General features: G+C 66.8%; 14 protein-coding genes. 12 read left to right on the top strand and 2 right to left on the bottom strand.

Features of this window, described 5'->3' with window-relative positions; genetic code table 11:
- The first annotated feature begins 108 nt into the window (after positions 1–108).
- On the top strand, positions 109–2,553 hold the full coding sequence (locus QPK31_RS22175; protein WP_374045834.1) for a penicillin-binding protein 1A: 2,445 nt from the start codon (positions 109–111) through the stop codon (positions 2,551–2,553).
- 115 nt (positions 2,554–2,668) lie between these two features.
- A complete protein-coding gene (locus QPK31_RS22170; RefSeq protein ID WP_290425058.1) occupies positions 2,669–3,520 on the top strand; it encodes a transposase in 852 nt (283 codons plus the stop codon).
- Positions 3,521–3,573: 53 nt separating this feature from the next.
- Here QPK31_RS22170 and QPK31_RS22165 read toward each other — a convergent pair whose 3' ends face one another.
- Complete coding sequence (locus tag QPK31_RS22165; RefSeq protein WP_290425057.1) at positions 3,574–4,809, bottom strand: AMP-binding protein; 1,236 nt, start codon at positions 4,807–4,809, stop codon at positions 3,574–3,576.
- A 175-nt stretch (positions 4,810–4,984) separates the two neighbouring features.
- Between QPK31_RS22165 and QPK31_RS22160 the strand changes: the two genes are divergently transcribed.
- The 8 genes from QPK31_RS22160 (at position 4,985) to QPK31_RS22125 (ending at position 12,858) form a co-directional block, all read left to right on the top strand.
- On the top strand, positions 4,985–5,371 hold the full coding sequence (locus QPK31_RS22160; RefSeq protein WP_290425056.1) for a phosphonate transporter: 387 nt from the start codon (positions 4,985–4,987) through the stop codon (positions 5,369–5,371).
- Positions 5,371–6,741, top strand: a complete 1,371-nt coding sequence (locus tag QPK31_RS22155; protein ID WP_290425055.1) for a sensor domain-containing diguanylate cyclase — start codon at positions 5,371–5,373, stop codon at positions 6,739–6,741. The genes QPK31_RS22160 and QPK31_RS22155 overlap by 1 nt, the downstream gene beginning before the upstream one ends.
- A complete protein-coding gene (locus QPK31_RS22150; RefSeq protein WP_290425054.1) occupies positions 6,704–8,503 on the top strand; it encodes a bifunctional diguanylate cyclase/phosphodiesterase in 1,800 nt (599 codons plus the stop codon). The genes QPK31_RS22155 and QPK31_RS22150 overlap by 38 nt, the downstream gene beginning before the upstream one ends.
- Before the next feature lie 145 nt (positions 8,504–8,648).
- A complete protein-coding gene (locus QPK31_RS22145; RefSeq protein ID WP_290425053.1) occupies positions 8,649–9,050 on the top strand; it encodes a hypothetical protein in 402 nt (133 codons plus the stop codon).
- 252 nt (positions 9,051–9,302) lie between these two features.
- Positions 9,303–9,560 carry a hypothetical protein gene (locus tag QPK31_RS22140; protein ID WP_290425052.1) on the top strand — a complete coding sequence of 86 codons (258 nt, stop codon included), beginning with the start codon at positions 9,303–9,305 and terminating at the stop codon, positions 9,558–9,560.
- Between the two features lie 112 nt (positions 9,561–9,672).
- The gene (locus QPK31_RS22135) at positions 9,673–10,701 is read left to right on the top strand and encodes an HDOD domain-containing protein (protein WP_290425051.1); all 1,029 of its coding nucleotides are present in this window, start codon (positions 9,673–9,675) and stop codon (positions 10,699–10,701) included.
- Positions 10,702–11,670, top strand: a complete 969-nt coding sequence (locus QPK31_RS22130) for a 5'-nucleotidase (RefSeq protein WP_290425050.1) — start codon at positions 10,702–10,704, stop codon at positions 11,668–11,670.
- A gap of 102 nt (positions 11,671–11,772) precedes the next feature.
- A complete protein-coding gene (locus QPK31_RS22125) occupies positions 11,773–12,858 on the top strand; it encodes an endonuclease/exonuclease/phosphatase family protein (RefSeq protein ID WP_290425049.1) in 1,086 nt (361 codons plus the stop codon).
- A 122-nt stretch (positions 12,859–12,980) separates the two neighbouring features.
- Here QPK31_RS22125 and QPK31_RS22120 read toward each other — a convergent pair whose 3' ends face one another.
- The gene (locus QPK31_RS22120) at positions 12,981–13,448 is read right to left on the bottom strand and encodes an Lrp/AsnC family transcriptional regulator (protein WP_290425048.1); all 468 of its coding nucleotides are present in this window, start codon (positions 13,446–13,448) and stop codon (positions 12,981–12,983) included.
- Between the two features lie 232 nt (positions 13,449–13,680).
- Here QPK31_RS22120 and QPK31_RS22115 point away from each other — a divergent pair, with 232 nt between their 5' ends.
- Both QPK31_RS22115 and mfd read left to right on the top strand, forming a co-directional pair.
- Positions 13,681–14,616: a DMT family transporter gene (locus tag QPK31_RS22115; protein WP_290425047.1), complete on the top strand. Its 936-nt coding sequence runs from the start codon at positions 13,681–13,683 to the stop codon at positions 14,614–14,616.
- 103 nt (positions 14,617–14,719) lie between these two features.
- Positions 14,720–18,166 carry a transcription-repair coupling factor gene (gene mfd / locus QPK31_RS22110; RefSeq protein WP_290425046.1) on the top strand — a complete coding sequence of 1,149 codons (3,447 nt, stop codon included), beginning with the start codon at positions 14,720–14,722 and terminating at the stop codon, positions 18,164–18,166.
- Positions 18,167–18,184 lie beyond the last annotated feature (18 nt).

Raw genomic sequence — 18,184 nt, 5'->3', positions numbered from 1 at the left:
TGTTCTGGATGTTCCGGCCAGTCTGGCGCAGGCCTGGAGCGAGACTATGGCACATGCTTGAGGCGAAAGAAAGCGGATTATAATGCGCCGACCGAGACCGCATCCACGATGCCCACGTTTGTCACCGTTGCGCAAACGTCCCGCACAAGTCACCTGCAAGAGAGAACCGTTTTGACCACATCCGTCCGGCCATCCAGGCCCCCACGCCGCCAAGGCGGTTTCATCTTCTTCATCCTGGCCGCGATCGTGGTCTTCATCGTCGGCGTCGTGCTGTATGTGTTCACCGCCATCGTGCCCAAGGTGCCGCCGATCGACGCCGTCCTCGATTACAAGCCGAAGATCCCGCTGCGCATCTACACCGCCGACAACGTCCTGATCGGCGAATTCGGCGAAGAACATCGGGACTTCGTGCCGATCGCGCAGATCCCGCCGATGATGAAGAACGCAGTACTCGCCATCGAGGATGCGCGCTTCTACGAACACGGCGGCATCGACTGGATGGGCGCCGCGCGCGCGGTCGGCTCCAACCTGCGCAGCGGCTTCGGCGCCGGCGGCGCGTCGACCATCACCATGCAGGTGGCGCGCAACTTCTTCCTTTCGAAGGAAAAGAAGCTGTCCCGGAAAATCAACGAGATCGCCCTCGCCTACAAGATCGAGGATGCACTGACCAAGGACCAGATCCTCGAGCTGTACATGAACCAGATCTACCTGGGCCAGCGTTCCTACGGCTTTGCCAGCGCCGCGCGCGCCTACTTCGGCAAGGACCTCGACAAACTGAGTGTCGCCGAGACCGCGATGCTGGCCGGCCTGCCCCAGAACCCCGCGCGCAACAACCCGGCCGTGAACCCGAAACGCGCCAAGCAGCGCCAGGAACAGGTGCTGCGCCGCCTGCACGACCTGCGGCAGATCGACGACGCCCAATATGCGCAAGCCCTGAAGGAACCGATGCGCGTCCATTCGCGTCCGCAGGAATTCGGTGCCCACGCCGAGTACGTGGCCGAACTGGCGCGCCAGGCCGTGTATGCCCAGTTCAAGGAAGAAGCCTATACGCGCGGCATCCGTGTGACGACCACCATCCGCGAGGCCGACCAGAAATCGGCCTACGAATCGGTGCGTCGCAACGTGCTGGCCTACGACGCGCGCCACGGCTACCGCGGCCCGGAAGCGCGCATCGACCTGCCGGTGGACGCCGAAGAACGCGAGGAAGCGATTGTCGACGCGCTGCAGAAGCGTCCGTCCAGCGATGGGCTGGAACCGGCCGTGGTGCTGGAAGCATCGTCGAAACGCGTGAAGGTGGAGACGATCGATGGCGACACGCTCGACATCACCGGCGCCGGGCTGAAGTTTGTGGCGAATGCCTTGTCGGAGAAAGCCAGGGACGCCGTGCGCCTGACGCCGGGCGCCGTGGTCCGCATCAGCAAAGCGTCGGGCAAGGACAGCAAGGACGGCTGGGCGATCAGCCAGGTGCCGCAAGTGGCGGCGGCTTTCGTCGCCATCGACGCGGATAGCGGCGCCTACCAGGCCCTGGTCGGCGGCTTCGACTACAACCTGCAGAAGTTCAACCACGTGACCCAGGCCTGGCGCCAGCCGGGTTCCGCGATCAAGCCTTTCGTCTACTCGGCCGCGGTGCAAAAGGGGTATTCGCCTGGCACCCTGATCCTGGACGAAGCGCTGGACATGCCGGGCGAGAACGCCGGCGCCACCTGGTCGCCGCAGAACGACGACAACGTCTTCGACGGCCCGATCACGATGCGCTACTCGCTGGCGCACTCGAAGAACGTGCCGACCGTGCGCCTGCTGCGCGCACTCGAAGTGCCCTACACCCACGACTTCCTCGGCCGCTTCGGTTTTGATTTGGCGCGCCACCCGAAGAACCTGACCCTGGCCCTGGGCACCGGCGCCGTGACGCCGCTGCAGATGGCCGGCGCCTACGCCGTCTTCGCGAACGGCGGCTACGCGGTGAAGCCCTACCTGATCGCGAAGATCGTCGACGGCGACGGCACCGTGATCCAGGAAACCAGGCCGGCCGCGCCGCGCCAGGAAGCCGCACGCGTACTCGACGCCCGCAACGCCTTCATCACCGACAGCATGCTGCGCGACGTGACGCGCTACGGCACCGGCGCCGCCGCTACCAAGCGTTTGGGCCGCCCCGACATCGCCGGCAAGACGGGCACCACCAGCGACGCCATCGACGGCTGGTTCGCCGGCTACGGCGGCAACATCGTGGCCGTGGCCTGGATGGGCTACGACGAACCGCGCTCGCTGGGCGGCCGCGAATTCGGCGCCACGCTGGCCCTGCCGATCTGGCTCGACTACATGCAGGTGGCGCTGGCCAAGCACCCCGCCCAGGAACGCCCGCAGCCGGACGGCATCGTGCGCGAGAACGACGACTGGGTATTCGCGGAATTTGCGGAGCTGCCGCAGTTCCGCGGCATCGACGTGGCGCCGGTGGAGACCGAGGAAGACCCGGATGGGCTGTCGGAGGGTGAGGAAGTGATGCAGCCGGAGCCGGCAGCGGAGAATGCGCATCCGCTGGCGGACCCGATGCGCTGAACAGCCGGGGTCAGGTCTGACAATCGGACACGAGCTCAACCGTGTCCGATTGTTTTCCTGTCGACGACTGCGCAAGCGCAGTGTCGGCAGGTGTGCATTCGGTACCGTTCCGGGCATGACGCGATCACTTCGACTCGAATTTCCCGGCGCCCTTTATCACGTCACCTCGCGTGGTGATCGGCAGCAATCCATCTATCTCGACGACTCCGATCGTCGTGCGTGGCAAGCGGCGCTTGGACTGGTGTGCAAACGCCACAACTTCGTCATCCACAGCTTTTGCCAGATGGGTAATCATTTCCATCTGCTGATCGAAACGGTAGACGCCAATTTGTCGCGCGGAATGCGCCAGCTCAACGGTGCGTACACCCAGCATTTCAACCGACGCCACCGCATGGTCGGGCACCTGTTTCAAGGGCGCTATAAGGCGATTCTTGTACAGAAAGAGAGCTATCTGCTGGAACTGTGCCGCTATATTGCTTTGAATCCCGTACGCGCGAACATCGCGAAGTCACCGGACGATTGGCAATGGAGCAGCCACCATTTCTTGGTCAACTCGACATCCCCACCTCTCTGGCTCGAGCACGATCAGCTGCTCGCCCGCTTTGGCAACACACGCGATAGCGCCATGTCCGCCTATCGCGCGTTCCTGCTGGCGGGCATCGGCGAGCCGAATCCACTGACCGCCACGCGCCACGGAGTTCTTCTCGGCGACGATGCCTTTATCGCGGCGCACGGGCGATTGCAACAATCCGGGAAGCTGGTGGAAACCGTCAGGGCTGAGCGGCGTGCCGTTGCCTGGTCCATCGACGCCTACCGCGCCAGCTACCCCGACCGCAACGAAGCGATGGTCCGCGCCTATCTATCGACGGCCTTCACGATGCCAGAACTGGCGGGGGCATTTGGCGTCTCGACCAAGACGGTCAGCCGGGCCGTGGCGGCGTTCGAACAAGCGAGTCGCGGCGGATAGCGATGAGCTCGTGTCTGAATGTCAGACCTGACCCCGGCTGTTTGACCCGGCTGTTACGCCCAGGCCTCGATAACCCAGTCGGTCAGCTTGCCATTCGGCTGGCGCGGCAACGCTGGGCCGAACGAGAAAGCTGCCGGCCGTTCCGGCGCCGCCAGGCGCTCGGCAAGCCAGGCTGTCAGTTCCGAGCGCAAGGCCGCGACATCGGCGGCATCTTCACGCGGCACCACGAACGCTTTCAGCCGCGTGCCTTCGTCCGCACGCATGGCGCGTACATGGCATTCGCGTACCGCAGGATGCAGCGCCAGCACCTCGCCCACATACGCCGGAAACACATTCGTCCCGCCGACCTGCACCGCGTGGTCGATGCGCCCGGCAGGAAAGAAGGCCGCCTCATCCAACCATTCCAACCGGTCCTGCAAGGAATGGCGCTCTGGCTTCCCTCCGGCTCGCTCACGTTCGAGCACATCGCCGCCGGCCGCACGCCAGTACGAAAACAGCCGATACGCCTCGCCCGCCGCCTCGCGCCAGCCGACACCCGCAGTCTCCGAACTCCCATACACCTGCACCAGCCGCAGCCCGCCATCCGCCAGTGCCCGCGCCACCGCATCCGGACACGGCGCGGTCGACGTCACGCCCACCACATCGTCCGGAAACGCCAGCCCCAGCGCCGCCACCTGGCGCCACCAGTCCGGATGCGCCACGACCAGGTCGCCCGGCTGCAGCATGCCGGAAAGCGCCGCCGGCGAACCGCCGCGCACGTCCAGCACCGGCAGCGGGAGGCTTGAAGCCTGCGGCAACAGCACCGTGAACAGGAAACCATAGATATGGTGCGCCGGCACCGCGCTCAGCACACGCCGCCGTCCCGGCACTACGCGCGCCAGCTCGTCCACCTCGCGCCAAAGATCCACAAGCCGGTGCGGGCAGCGCTTCGGCATGCCCGAACTGCCCGAGGTGCGAAAGACGAGATCGGCGTCGAAGCGGGCCAGGCTGGCGCGCGCGGCATCGACCCAGTCCGACAGCACCGGCCGCCCAAGCAGCGCATCGCCCATCCCTGCCCGTCCAAAGCCAAACAGATCGCCGAGCGCAGTGGCCGCCCCCATCAAATCCAGCGAATCTGCACCGAGATCGCGCGCCAGGTCCCGCTCCGCGGGCCAGGGCGGCGAAGGCAGCACCCGCCCGGGCCGCGCCAGCGCCAGCTCCGCCGCAACCAGGTCGACGACCACGCGGTGCAGCACTGATTCTTCTTGCCACCATGCCGGGCGAGGCGCACACTGTTCCATTGTTTCCATCTCGGCAATTAAAGTTGGCGATGGTGCCAGTCGACAGCAACATGTGTCAATCGACACACGACAATTGTAAAGACAATGGCGCGCACAATTGACACAGTTGCTGAACGCTGCCAACATCCGTTTCCCATAGCCAATTTTGACAATCCCTGCTGTCACCTACCGGAGCCGACCGACCATGACCACCGCCACCCCCACTTTCGATACGCGCGGTCTCGCCGACCTGCTCGACGCCAGCAGCCAGGAACAGCTCGACGCCCTCGAATTCGGCGTGATCGGTTTCGACGCCGAGACCATCGTCCAGCGCTACAACGCGGTCGAATCGCAGGCGGCCGGCCTGTCGCCGCAGCGCGTGCTGGGCGAGCCGCTGTTCACGAACGTGGCGCCTTGCCTGAACAATTTCATGGTGGCCCAGCGCTTCGAGGACGCCGTCGACGAAGGCAGCGAACTCGACGACACCATCGACTATGTGCTGACCCTGCGCATGCGGCCGATCAAGGTCAAGCTGCGCCTGCTGGCCAGCGCCGGCGGCGCCCACCGCTACGTACTGGTCCAGCGCCGCTGATGCTGCCGGACGACAGCCCGGAGTCCTTGCGCGCCGAGCACGAGGCCCTGATCCAGTTCCTGTACCTGGCGCCGGTAGGACTGGTGCAGGCCGATCTCGACGGCGAGATCGCGATGATCAACCCGATCTCGGCCCAGCTCCTGATGCCGCTCTCGCCCGACGGCTGCCTGACCAATCTGTTCGGCGCGCTGGAAGGCGTGGCGCCGGACTTGCGCCTGCAGTGCGCGCAGTATCCGCGCGAACAGGGCATGGTGTTCGAGGGCCTGCACATCCACTTGCGCGCCGGCGAGCACGCCAGGCGCGCGCCGCAGATCCTCTCGCTCACGCTGCTGAAGCTCGACGGGGCGCGCATCATGGCCGTGATCCAGGACGTCACCGCCGAGGTGCGCCGCGAGCGCCAGCTGCGCCAGAGCGACGCCTGGCTGAACGCGATCCTGACCCGCATCAGCGACTATGCGCTGGTGTCGATCGACCGCGACGGGCGCATCGTCGAGTGGAACGAGAGCATCGCGCGCGTCACCGCCTTCGGCGAGCACGTGGTCGGCTCGCCGTATTCCGTGTTCTATCCGCCCGGCGCGATGACGCCCGAGCACCTGCTCGACCGCCTGCGCGAATCCGACCGCAACGGCTGGAGCCTGGACGAAGGCTTGCGCCTGCGCGCCGACGGCAGCCAGTTCTGGGGCAGCGCGCTGATCGCGCCCCTGCCTGACCGCGAAGCCTTCGGGCTGGACGACCCGCAGGCGCCCGCCTACGCCCTGATCCTGCGCGACATCAGCGACAAGCGCGCCGCCAGCGAGAAGCGGCGCCAGGCCGCATTTTGCGACCACCTCACCGGCCTGGCGAACCGGCGCGCCTTCTTCGAAGCCGCCGAGCTGGAACTCGACCGCGCCGCCCACACCCCGCGTCCGCTGGCCCTGATCCTGTTCGACGCCGACCTGTTCAAGAACATCAACGACCGCTACGGCCACCCGGCCGGCGACCGCGTGCTGTGCGACCTGGCCGATACCCTGCGCGACACCTTCCGCATCGTCGACACCGTGGCGCGCCTGGGCGGCGAGGAATTCGCCGTGCTGCTGCCCTCCACCGGCGAACAGGAAGCGCTGAACGGCGCCGAACGCCTGCGCGCCCTGGTGGCCACGCGCCTGGTGGCGACCGACATGGGCGAGATCGCCTACACTGTCAGCGCCGGCGTCGCCGTGCTGGAGGGCGTGCCGGGGCAGCCCGGCCAGGAAGGGATCGACGGGTTGATCAAGCGCGCCGACCAGGCGCTGTACCTCGCCAAGGGCCGCGGGCGCAATTGCGTCGCCGCCTGGACTTCTCATTTACACGACAATGAAGACATTCCAAAGCGAAGCCGCAATGCAGGTTGAAAACATCGACGCCTACGAGGCGCTGGTCCAGTTCCTCTACCGCGCGCCGATCGGCCTGGTGCAGACCGACCTCGCCGGCGCGGTCGACATGCTCAACCCGATGGCGTCGAGCCTCCTGATGCCGCTGGCCACCGACGCCGGCCTGGACAACCTGTTCGCGGTGCTCGATGCCGTGGCGCCGCAGGTGAAAGGGCTGGCCGACAGCTTCGGCGAGCCCTCGGGCGTGGTCTGCGAGGCGCTGCGCGTGCCGCTCGACCAGGCCCACACGGCGCCGGGCGCGCCCCAGGTGCTGTCGATCAGCCTGATGAAACTCGACCCGCAGCGCCTGATGGCGGTGAGCACCGACGCCACGCTGGAGATGCAGCGCGAGCAGGAAACGCTGCGCCGGCGCCTGCGCAGCGCGGCGCGCACCGACGCCCTCACGCGCCTGCCGAACCGCGCCGCGGTGCGCGAGCAGCTGGAGACGGTACTCAAGCGGCCCGAGAATGGGACGGTGTTCGCCCTGCTGTTCCTGAACTTCGACCGCTTCCGCCAGATCAACGACACCCTCGGCCAGGCCCTTGGCGACCAGCTGCTGGTGACGCTGGCCGACGAACTGCTGGCGGCGATGGCCGAGCGCGGCTGGGGCATGCTGCCCGGCGCGCGCCGCATCGACGCCGCCGCCGGCAGCAGCCACCTGGTGGCGCGCGTCGGCGGCGACGAATTCGTGGTGCTGCTCGACGGCCTGCGCCACCTTGACGAAGCCGAGCGCGCCGCGCTGCGCCTGGTCGACCTGCTGTCGCGCCCGCACATGGTGGCCGGGCGCGAAGTGGCCTGCCGCGCCAGCGTCGGCGTGTTCTGGGGCGCTGGCGCTGACGGCGCAGCCGACGCCGACGCCGTGATGCGCGACGCCAGCATCGCCATGGTCGAAGCCAAGCGCGGCGGCGGCGCACGCCATGTCGTGTTCGAAGCAGCGATGCGCGAACGCGCCGCCCGGCGCGCCGACATCGAGGCCCAGCTGCGCACCGCGCTGGCGGAGGACCAGCTGTTCGTGGTCTACCAGCCGGTGGTCGGTTTGAATCCGGACGGCAGCACCGATCACGCGGCCGGGGTCGAGGCCCTGGTGCGCTGGCAGCATCCGGTGCGCGGCCTGGTGCCGCCCTTCGACTTCATCGGCGTGGCCGAGGAATGCGGCCTGATCGACCAGATCGGCGACTTCGTGCTGCTGCGCGCCTGCACCGACTTCATGCGCTGGCAGGCCGAACTGGGGGCCAACGCGCCGCGCCTGATCGCGGTGAACCTGTCGCGCGCCCAGCTGGCCCAGCCCGACTGGACCGCGAAGGTGTCGGCCATCCTGGCGCAAACGGGCATGGCAGCGTCCAGCCTGCAGCTGGAGGTGACGGAAAGCCTGGCCGCCCAGGATGAGCAGACCCAGCTGCGCCTGCACGAGCTGAAGGCGCTCGGCATCAAGCTGGCGCTGGACGACTTCGGCACCGGTTATTCGTCGCTGTCGAGCCTGCACCTGCTGCCGGTCGACACCGTGAAGATCGACCGCTCCTTCGTCTGCAAGGCCGACACCAGCCACCACCACCAGGTGCTGATCGAGGCCACCGTCAAGGTAGCCAGCAGTCTGGGCATGAACACCGTGGCCGAAGGCATCGAGACCGAGGCGCAAGCGCTGGCCGTGCGCGCCCAGCATTGCGCCAAGGGGCAAGGTTACTTCTACAGCCGGCCGCTGCCCACCGATGCGCTGGTGGCCTGGCTGCGGGAACGGACCGCCTGAGTAGCCTGCCGCTGCACGGCGGCCAGGCTGTCTGTAAGGTAAGCATGTGTCCGGCTGCTCCTACACGAATGGCCGACGTGTTCCTATGGTGTACCGACGAGATCGCTCGCATCATCGTCCTGTCAATCAAACAAGGAGGATTACCATGAAGCGCACCATCATGAGCACGACGCTCGCGGGCCTGATGGCCCTCGGCCTGGCAGCCTGCAGCTCGACCGGCACCGACTCGATGAACGGCAGCGCCAGCGCCACCAGCGGCGCAAGCATGTCGGGTTCGACCAGCAGCGGCAGCGACGTCAACGCCAACCGCACCGACGACAGCGGCACCACCGGTACCGGCGGCTACTATGGCAGCGGCGCCGGCGCGAAGAGCGGCAATGTTGCCCCGGCCACCGGCTCGGTCGGCACCGCCACCGGCACCATGGGCTCGGTCGGCACCACCGGCACCATCGGCACCCAAGGCACCACCCGCGAAACCGCCGTCCAGGGCACCAGCACCAGCGGCAGCGCCGGCAACTCGCAAAGCACCGGCAACAACGGCCGCTGATCGCCCCGCTTCGGCTTCGGCTTCGGCTTCGGCAAACACGCCAGCATGACCAGCGGCGTCCCGTCCTGAGCAGCCACGGCTGCAGGGACGGGACGCCGCCCCGTTTTTTTCTTTCCCTTTCCCGGCCTGGCCGGCATCCGGCGAACCGATTGATCGTCCGGCATGTCCTACAAGGGCTCTCGTTTCCATCCTATAGCAAACGGATGGGGACGCTCGCATGATGGAATCCTCGATTACCAACGGAGAACAACCATGAAGCGCACCTACACGAGCGTCGTCCTGGCCGGCCTGATGAGCCTGGGCCTGGCCGCCTGCAGCTCCACTGGCACCACCAATTCGTCGACAGGTTCGAGCACGTCCGGCAGCATGACCAGCGGTGCGGGCAGCAGCACGCCCATGACCGAGTCGCCCGAGAACCCGGCGCCGAAACCCAACGGGAATATCGGCATCAGCGGCTCCACCGGAACCACCAGCAACTCCAGCACCACGAATCCGAACAACGGCCGCTGAGTCCCCGCACCACGGCCTGCGCGCCAGCATGCCGCACGCCTGCACCAGCCGGAACGCGCCATGCGCTCCGGCTTGGTAAAATCCGGCTCCTTCCGGCCGACACACTCCCATCATGAAAAACTGGATCGCGCGCCTGTTCGGCGTCGCGCCACGGCGAGCAGGAAGCCCGGCCGACCAGGCTGCCACGCCTGCATCCGCCCCTGCTGCCACCCCTGAAGCCACCCCGGCCGCGCAGTCCGAGCCCGCCCTGTCCGACCCCGGGCCCGAAGTCGACCGCCGCTTCTACTGCTGGCTGGCCGGCAACATCGCGCATGAGGCCGCGCCCGCCACCGAAGCGCTGATCCTGGCCGAGCTGGCGCGCCTGGCGCGCTCCCCGGCCGTCGCCGCCGAGCTGGTGCCGCGCGTGCCCGCCGTCATCCCCGATTTGCTGCGCAGCCTGCGCGACGAGGACGTCTCCGGCGCCGACATCGCGCGCCTGGTGGCGCAGGACGTGGTGCTGGTGGGCGAGGTCATCCGCGAGGCGAACAGTTCCTGGTACCGGCCGCCGACGCCGGTGCGCACCATCGACGGCGCCCTGATCCTCCTTGGCCGCAACGGGCTGCGCATGCTGCTGGCGCGCGTGGCCTTCCGGCCGGTGCTGAGCATGCAGCCGGGGCGCTTCGCGAAACAGGTGGCGCCCCCGATCTGGCGCCAGTCGGAAAAGTGCGCGCTGGCCGCCAGCACCCTGGCGCCCACCACCGGCGCCGATCCCTTCGAGGCCTTCCTCGCCGGGCTGGTGCAGAACGTCGGCCTGATCGTCGCCTTCCGCCTGATCGACCAGGTCTGCCACGACGCGGTCCTGCCCGCGTCCGGGTCCTTCGTCGCCGCCCTGTTCGAATACGCCCGGCGCATGGCCCACGGCATTGCGCTGCACTGGGAATTCCCGGAGACCGTGGCCGGCGCCATCCTCGAAGGCAGCCGCGCGGACGCCACGCCGCTGGCCCAGGTGCTGGCCACCGGCGACCGCCTGGCCAAGCTGCGCCTGCTGGTCGATGCCGGCGCGATGGCGCCCGACGACCCGGCCGTGGCCGCGATTGTCGGCACCCGCCTGCGGCCCTGTTATGATCGCCTGGCCGATCAACCCGGAACCGAGGACGACTGAATGCCCTTCCCGATAGAACAAAAACTCGTCATAGGCGTGGCCTCCAGCGCCCTGTTCGACCTGTCCGAGTCGCACCAGGTCTACCTCGACCGCGGCGCCGACGAATACCGCGCCTACCAGGAACAGCACCGCGACACCATCCTCGGCAAGGGCGTCGCCTTTCCCTTCATCCGCCGCTTCCTGAACATCAACAAGTGCTTTCCGCAGCAGTCGCCGGTCGAGGTGGTGCTGTTTTCGCGGAACTCGCCGGAAACCGGGCTGCGCGTGATGCGCTCGATCGCCCACTATGGCCTGGACATCTCGCGCGCCGCCTTCATGAACGGCAAGTCGCCGTATCCGTATCTGCCGGCCTTCAATGCCTCGCTGTTCCTCAGCGCGAACGAGGAAGACGTGCAAAGCGCGATCGCGGTCGACTACCCGGCCGGGCTGGTGCTGCCCTCGCAGATCGCCGACGACGACGGCGACCTCGAACTGCGCGCCGCCTTCGACTTCGACGGCGTGCTGGCCGACGACGAATCCGAGACCGTCTTCAAGCGCAACGGCCTGGACGAATTCCACGCCCACGAAACCCTGCACGTGGCGCGCCCGCACAGCGCCGGGCCGCTGGCGCCGCTGTTTCGCCAGCTGGCGGTGCTGCAGCGGCTGGAAGACGAGGCGGCGCGCGACGATCCGGCCTACCGCCGCATCATGCGCATCGCCATCATCACCGCGCGCAACGCACCTTCGCACGAACGGGTGGTCACCACGCTCAAGAGCTGGGGCGTGTCGGCCGACGAGACCTTTTTCCTGGGCGGGATGGACAAGTCGCGCGTCCTCGGCGTGTTCAAGCCGCACATCTTCTTCGACGACCAGATGGCGCACCTGCGCGCCGCGCCGGGCGGCACGATTCCGATGGTGCACGTGCCCTTCGGGATCGCCAACCGGCGCCCGGCCGCGGCGGAAAGCGAAGCGCTCGCGACCGGCGCCTGAGGCGCAGCATGCGCCCTGCGGCTATGTTCGTTTCCGAACATGCAAAGCGGGCGCAGCCGGGCATACTTGCGCTACCGCTAAAAAGAAGAATACCGCTCCGCCATGTCATTCACGATCATCGCCATCCTGGTTGCGCTGCTGGTCCTTGCCACGCTCGTGCCGCTGTCGCAGCGCACGACCTGGCTGGTGCGCGACCTCGATTTTCCGCGCCTGCAGATCGCCGCCGTGGCGCTGGCCCTGCTGGTCGCCCAGCTGTCCCTGCTCGACCTGGGCGACTTCGAAACCGGGATCCTCGTGTTCGTCACCGCTGCCTGCCTGGCCTACCAGGCCTGGTGGATCATCCCGTACACCAGGGTGTACCCGAACGAAGTCAAGGCGGCGGTTTCCGGCGACCCGGACGAGCGCCTGTGCATCCTCACCGCCAACGTGCTGGCGCCGAACCACAATGCCGAAGGCCTGCTGGCCCTGATCCGAAAGCACCAGCCCGACATCTTCGTGACCCTGGAGTCCGACGCCTGGTGGCAGCGCCACCTCGACACGCTCGAAGGCGAATACCGCTACACCATGAAGTGCCCGCTCGACAATTTGTACGGCATGCACGTGTACTCGAAACTGCCGCTGGAAGACACGGCGATCCAGTTCCTGGTCGAGGACGACATCCCGTCGATGCATGCGATGCTGGTGCTGGAATCGGGCCGCAAGGTGCGCATGCACTTCCTGCACCCGGCGCCGCCCAGCCCGACCGAACACGCCGAATCGACCGAGCGCGACGCCGAGCTGCTGGTGGTGGCGCGCAGCGTGGCCGACCTCGACACGCCGGTGGTGGTGGCCGGGGACCTGAACGACGTCGCGTGGTCGACCACCACGCGCCTGTTCCGCAAGATCAGCGGCCTGCTCGACCCGCGCATCGGCCGCGGCATGTTCAACACCTTCCACGCCGGCATCCCGATCTTCCGCTGGCCGCTCGACCACCTGTTCCACAGCAAGCACTTCACGCTGGCGCATATCCAGCGCCTGCCGGCCTTCGGCTCGGACCACTTCCCGATGCTGGTCGAACTGGCCTACGACCGCCGCCATGGCGCGACCCAGGAGGGCCTGGAGGCGGATGCCGAGGACGAAGCCCTGGCCGACGAAAAGATCGCCGCCGAGCCGGTGCGCGTGGACGACGTGCACGAGCCGCAAGCGTGATGCCGAGGTGATGTCACGCGTGCGCTTTGCATCGCGCCGGCGACATCGTAGGGTGGGTTCTCGAACCCACCATGCGAGAGCAGGCCGCCATACCAGGTGGGTTCGAGAACCCACCCTACGCTTCACGGCGCCACCGAGGCCGCCCGCTTCAGGCAGCGCAGCGCAAACGTCGAACGCGTGTGCTTCACCCCCGGCAGCTTGTACAGCTTCTGGCGCAGGAAGCGCTCGTAGCCCTCGGTGCCGGACACCGCCACCTTGATCAGGTAATCGTATTCGCCCGACAGCAAATACGCCTCCATCACTTCCGGCAGGTCGGCCAGGGCGTCCGAAAACGCCTGGAAGATCTCGTCATCATGCCGGTCCACCGTCACCTCGATGATCACCGTGTCCGGCACGCCCAGCGCGCGCTGGTCGAGCACCGCCACATAGCGGTCGATATGCCCCGATTCCTCCAGTGCCTTAACCCGGTGCCAGCACGGCGTGGGCGACAGATTGACGGTCTCGGCCAGCTTCTGGTTGCTGATCCGGCCGTCGCGGCTGAGGGTGCGCAGTATCTTCCGGTCGATCTCGTCGAGCACGCCATCCTTCATCGCCGAGGCTCCTTTACAAAAAATTACGTGACGGGATAGTCCTTCTACTGTTTTGCCAAAGTAGAGAAGAACCTTCGCAGTATTCCACGAATGCCCCATGCATACGAAAGAATATTTTTTGTGCGGCGCAGTAAAATCGATGCCTCCCAGCTAAACATGCCAATTTGCTGCCGTTGCACTTGTCGATACAAACACGTTTACGGCGGCGCAGCAATCGAATTTTGGAGTATTCGTGTCAGAAGCAGCTTCTCGCAGCGCCCTAGGCTACCGCAACGATCCTTTCGCAGGCGAACTGCCGCTGATGCTGGCCGCGCCTGCGCTGTTCGCCGCCAACCTGGTGGTGGCGCGCTGGGCCGAGAGCGCCGCGATTCCGCCCGTCTTCCTGGCATTCGGCCGCTGGGCGCTGGCCTTCGCGATCCTGCTGCCGACCGTCGGCCCGCGCATGTGGGCGCTGCGCGGGACGCTGCTGGCCAACTGGCCGCGCCTGCTGCTGCTGGCCGGCCTGGGCATGGGCGTGGCCGTCGCCCCGCAATACATCGGCGCGCGCCATACCAGCGCGGCGAACATCGCCATCATCTTCGCGGCCTGCCCGGCCGTGGTGACCCTGATCGAAACCCTGGTGTGGAAGGCGCCGCTGTCCAAGCGCCAGGCCGTCGGCATGCTGCTGGCGATCGCCGGCGCGCTGCTGGTGCTGTCCAAGGGCCATCTCGAAGCGCTCGGCTCGCTCAGCTTCGGCCAGGGCGACCTGTGGGTGATCGCCGCCGCCAGCGGCTGGGCCCTGTACACCGTCTTCGGCCGCCGCCTGCCCTTGCCGCCGATGCCGGCCACCGTCAAGCTGGCCAGCCTGATCGGCGGCGGCGCGCTGGTGCTGGCGCCATTCGCGGCGCTGGAAGCCTGGACCGGCACGGTGCCGAACTTCGGCGACGCCCGCCTGTATATCGCGCTGGCCTTCCTCGCCGTGGTGCCCAGCCTGGGCGCCTACTTCTGCTTCGACCGCCTGGTCGGCATGGCCGGTCCGGCGCGCGCCAGCATGGCGCTCTACCTGATCCCGCTGTTCGCCACCCTGGCCGCCTGGCCGCTGCTGGGCGAAGCGCCGCAGGCCTATCACGCGGCCGGTTTCGGCTTCATCCTGGCAGGGCTGGTGGTCTCGAACATGCGCCGCAGGTAAACCGCGTCGGGCCGCTCGGTTGCGCGGGGCGAAAAGATGGTCGTTCGTCTATAATGAGCGGCCCATCGGCCCCGATTTTTCTCCAGCGAGAAGCACCGCCTGCATGCCTTTCGATCTCAACAAACATCTCCCCAAAGCGGGTAACCGTTTCGTCTTGCCGGCCCTCGCCGGTTCCTCCGACGCCTACGCCCTGGCCATTGCCGGCCTCGCGTTCAAGGCGCAAAAACAGATGCTCACCGTCATCGTGGCAAATGCCAGCGACGGCCAGCGCCTGCTCGACGAAATCGCGTGGTTCGCCGACGGCAAACTGTCCTGCCACCTGCTGCCGGACTGGGAAACCCTGCCCTACGACGCGTTCTCGCCGCACCAGGACCTGGTGTCCGAGCGCCTGGCCACGCTGCACGAGATCGGGAACGGCCACTGCAACGTGCTGGTGGTGCCGGCCACGACCGCCCTGGTGCGCCTGGCGCCGCCGTCCTTCCTCGCCGCCTACACCTTCTTCTTCCGCCAGGGCGAGAACCTGGACGAAGCGAAGCTCAAATCGCAGCTGACCCTGGCCGGCTACACCCATGTGTCGCAGGTGATGTCGCCGGGCGAATACTCGGTGCGCGGCGGCCTGATCGATTTGTTCCCGATGGGTTCCGCCCTGCCCTACCGCCTGGATTTGTTCGGCGACGAGATCGAGACCATCCGCACCTTCGATGCCGACACCCAGCGCTCGCTGTATCCGGTGAAGGAAGTGCGCCTGCTGCCGGGCCGCGAATTCCCGATGGACGAAGCCGCCCGCACCGCCTTCCGCGGCCGCTGGCGCGCGCGTTTCGAGGGCGATCCGTCGCGCTCCCCGGTGTACAAGGACATCGGCAGCGGCATCGCCTCGGCCGGCATCGAGTACTACCTGCCGCTGTTCTTCGAGGAGACGGCGACCCTGTTCGACTACCTGCCGAAGGACGGCCCACTGGCCATGGTCGGCGACATCGAGGCGGCCATTCAACGCTTCTGGATGGACACCGAATCGCGCTACCGTTTCCTGAAGAGCGACCGCGAACGGCCGATCCTCGAACCGGCCGAACTCTTCCTCGGCGCCGAGCAGTTCTTCACCTGCGCCAAGCCGCACGGGCGCTGGAACATCCCGCGTGACCCGCAGGCGCCCGCGTCCGAACTGTCGGCGCCGGTACCGGACATTGCGGTGAACCGCCGCCTGGAAGACCCGCTGGCGAATTTGCGTTCCTACCTGGCCCGCACGGATTGCCGCGTGATGATCTGCGCCGAATCGAACGGCCGCCGCGAGACCCTGCAGCAGTATTTCAACGAGTACAAGCTGGACCTCGTGCCGGTCGAAGGCTTCGAAGGCTTCCGTGCCTCCGATGCGAAACTCGCCCTGGGCGTGGCGCCGCTGCAGGCCGGCTTCGAACTCTTCGAAGACGCCAGCGGCTGCATCGCCTTCATCACCGAGACCGAGCTGTATGCCGGTTCGGGCCGCCGCGCCGGGAAGAAGAAGCAGGAAGCGACCAGCCAGGTCGAATCCATGGTGCGCGACCTGTCGGAGCTGAAGATCAACGATCCGGTGGTACACATCAACCACGGCATCGGCCGCTACATGGGCCTGATCTCGATGGACCTGGGCGAGGGCGAGACCGAGTTCCTGCACCTGGAATACGCGAAGGACACCAAGCTGTACGTGCCGGTGTCGCAGCTGCACGTGATTTCGCGCTACTCCGGCACCTCGCCCGAAGACGCACCGCTGCACACGCTCGGCTCCGGCCAGTGGGACAAGGCCAAGCGCAAAGCGGCCGAGCAGGTGCGCGACACCGCCGCCGAGCTGCTGAATCTGTACGCGCGCCGCGCCGCACGCCAGGGCCACTCGTTCGAGTATTCGAGCATCGACTACGAGAACTTCGCGCAGAGCTTCGGCTTCGACGAAACGCCGGACCAGGCCGAAGCGATCCACAACGTCATCAAGGACATGACCTCGGGCCGCCCGATGGACCGCCTGGTCTGCGGCGACGTCGGCTTCGGCAAGACCGAAGTCGCCTTGCGCGCCGCCTTCATCGCCGTCATGGGCGGCAAGCAGGTGGCGATCCTGGCGCCGACCACCCTGCTGGCCGAGCAGCACGCGCAGACCTTTGCCGACCGCTTCGCCGACTGGCCGGTGAAAATCGCCGAGCTGTCGCGTTTCAGGACCGGCAAGGAAATCAACAACGCGATCAAGGGCATGGCCGACGGCACGCTCGACATCGTGATCGGCACCCATAAACTGCTGTCGCCGGACGTGAAGTTCACGCGCCTGGGCCTGGTGATCATCGACGAGGAACACCGCTTCGGCGTGCGCCAGAAGGAAGCGCTGAAAGCCTTGCGCGCCGAGGTCGACGTGCTGACGCTCACCGCGACGCCGATCCCGCGCACCCTGGGCATGGCGCTGGAAGGTTTGCGCGACTTTTCCATCATCGCCACCGCGCCGCAGAAGCGCCTGGCGATCAAGACCTTCGTCCGCAGCGAAGACGGCTCCGTGATCCGCGAGGCCTGCCTGCGCGAGCTGAAACGCGGCGGCCAGATCTACTTCCTGCACAACGAAGTCGAGACCATCGAGAACCGGCATGCGATGCTGAGGGAGCTGTTGCCGGAAGCGCGCATCGGCATCGCCCACGGCCAGATGCACGAGCGCGACCTGGAAAAGGTGATGCGCGACTTCGTGGCCCAGCGCTTCAACATCCTGCTGTGCACGACCATCATCGAGACCGGCATCGACGTGCCGACCGCGAACACCATCATCATGCACCGCGCCGATAAATTCGGCCTGGCCCAGCTGCACCAGCTGCGCGGGCGCGTCGGCCGTTCGCACCACCAGGCCTATGCCTATTTGCTGGTGAACGACGTCTCGAGCCTGACCAAGCAGGCGCAGCGCCGCCTGGACGCGATCCAGCAGATGGAAGAACTGGGCAGCGGCTTCTATCTCGCCATGCACGACCTGGAGATCCGCGGCGCCGGCGAAGTGCTGGGCGAGAACCAGTCGGGCGAGATGCTGGAGATCGGGTTCCAGCTGTACTCCGACATGCTGAACGAAGCCGTGCGTTCGCTGAAGGCGGGCAAGGAGCCGGACCTGGCGGCGCCGCTGTCGACCACCACCGAGATCAATTTGCACTGCCCGGCCCTGCTGCCGGCCGACTTCTGCGGCGACGTGCACGAGCGCCTGTCGATTTATAAACGCCTGGCCAATTGCGAAAGCCAGGGCAAGATCGACGACATGCAGGAAGAGCTGATCGACCGCTTCGGCAAGCTGCCGGAACAGGTCAAGGCGCTGATCGAAACCCACCGCCTGCGCATCGCCGCGAAAACCGTGGGCATCGTCAAGATCGACGCCCACAGCGAGGCGGCAAGTCTTCAATTCATGGAACAGCCGCCGATCGACCCGCTCAAGATCATCACGCTGATCCAGAAGAACCGCCACATCAAGCTGGCCGGCCAGGACAAGCTGCGCATCACCGCCGCCATGCCGGACCTGGCCACGCGCGTGACGCAGGTGAAGCAAACCATCAAACAACTGCTGGCTTAAGGATAGGTTGAACGACGT

The organism is Massilia sp. YIM B02769 (genome assembly GCF_030411995.1).
Classification (GTDB): Bacteria; Pseudomonadota; Gammaproteobacteria; order Burkholderiales; family Burkholderiaceae_D; genus Telluria.
This window is presented reverse-complemented; position numbering and strand designations above follow the sequence as displayed.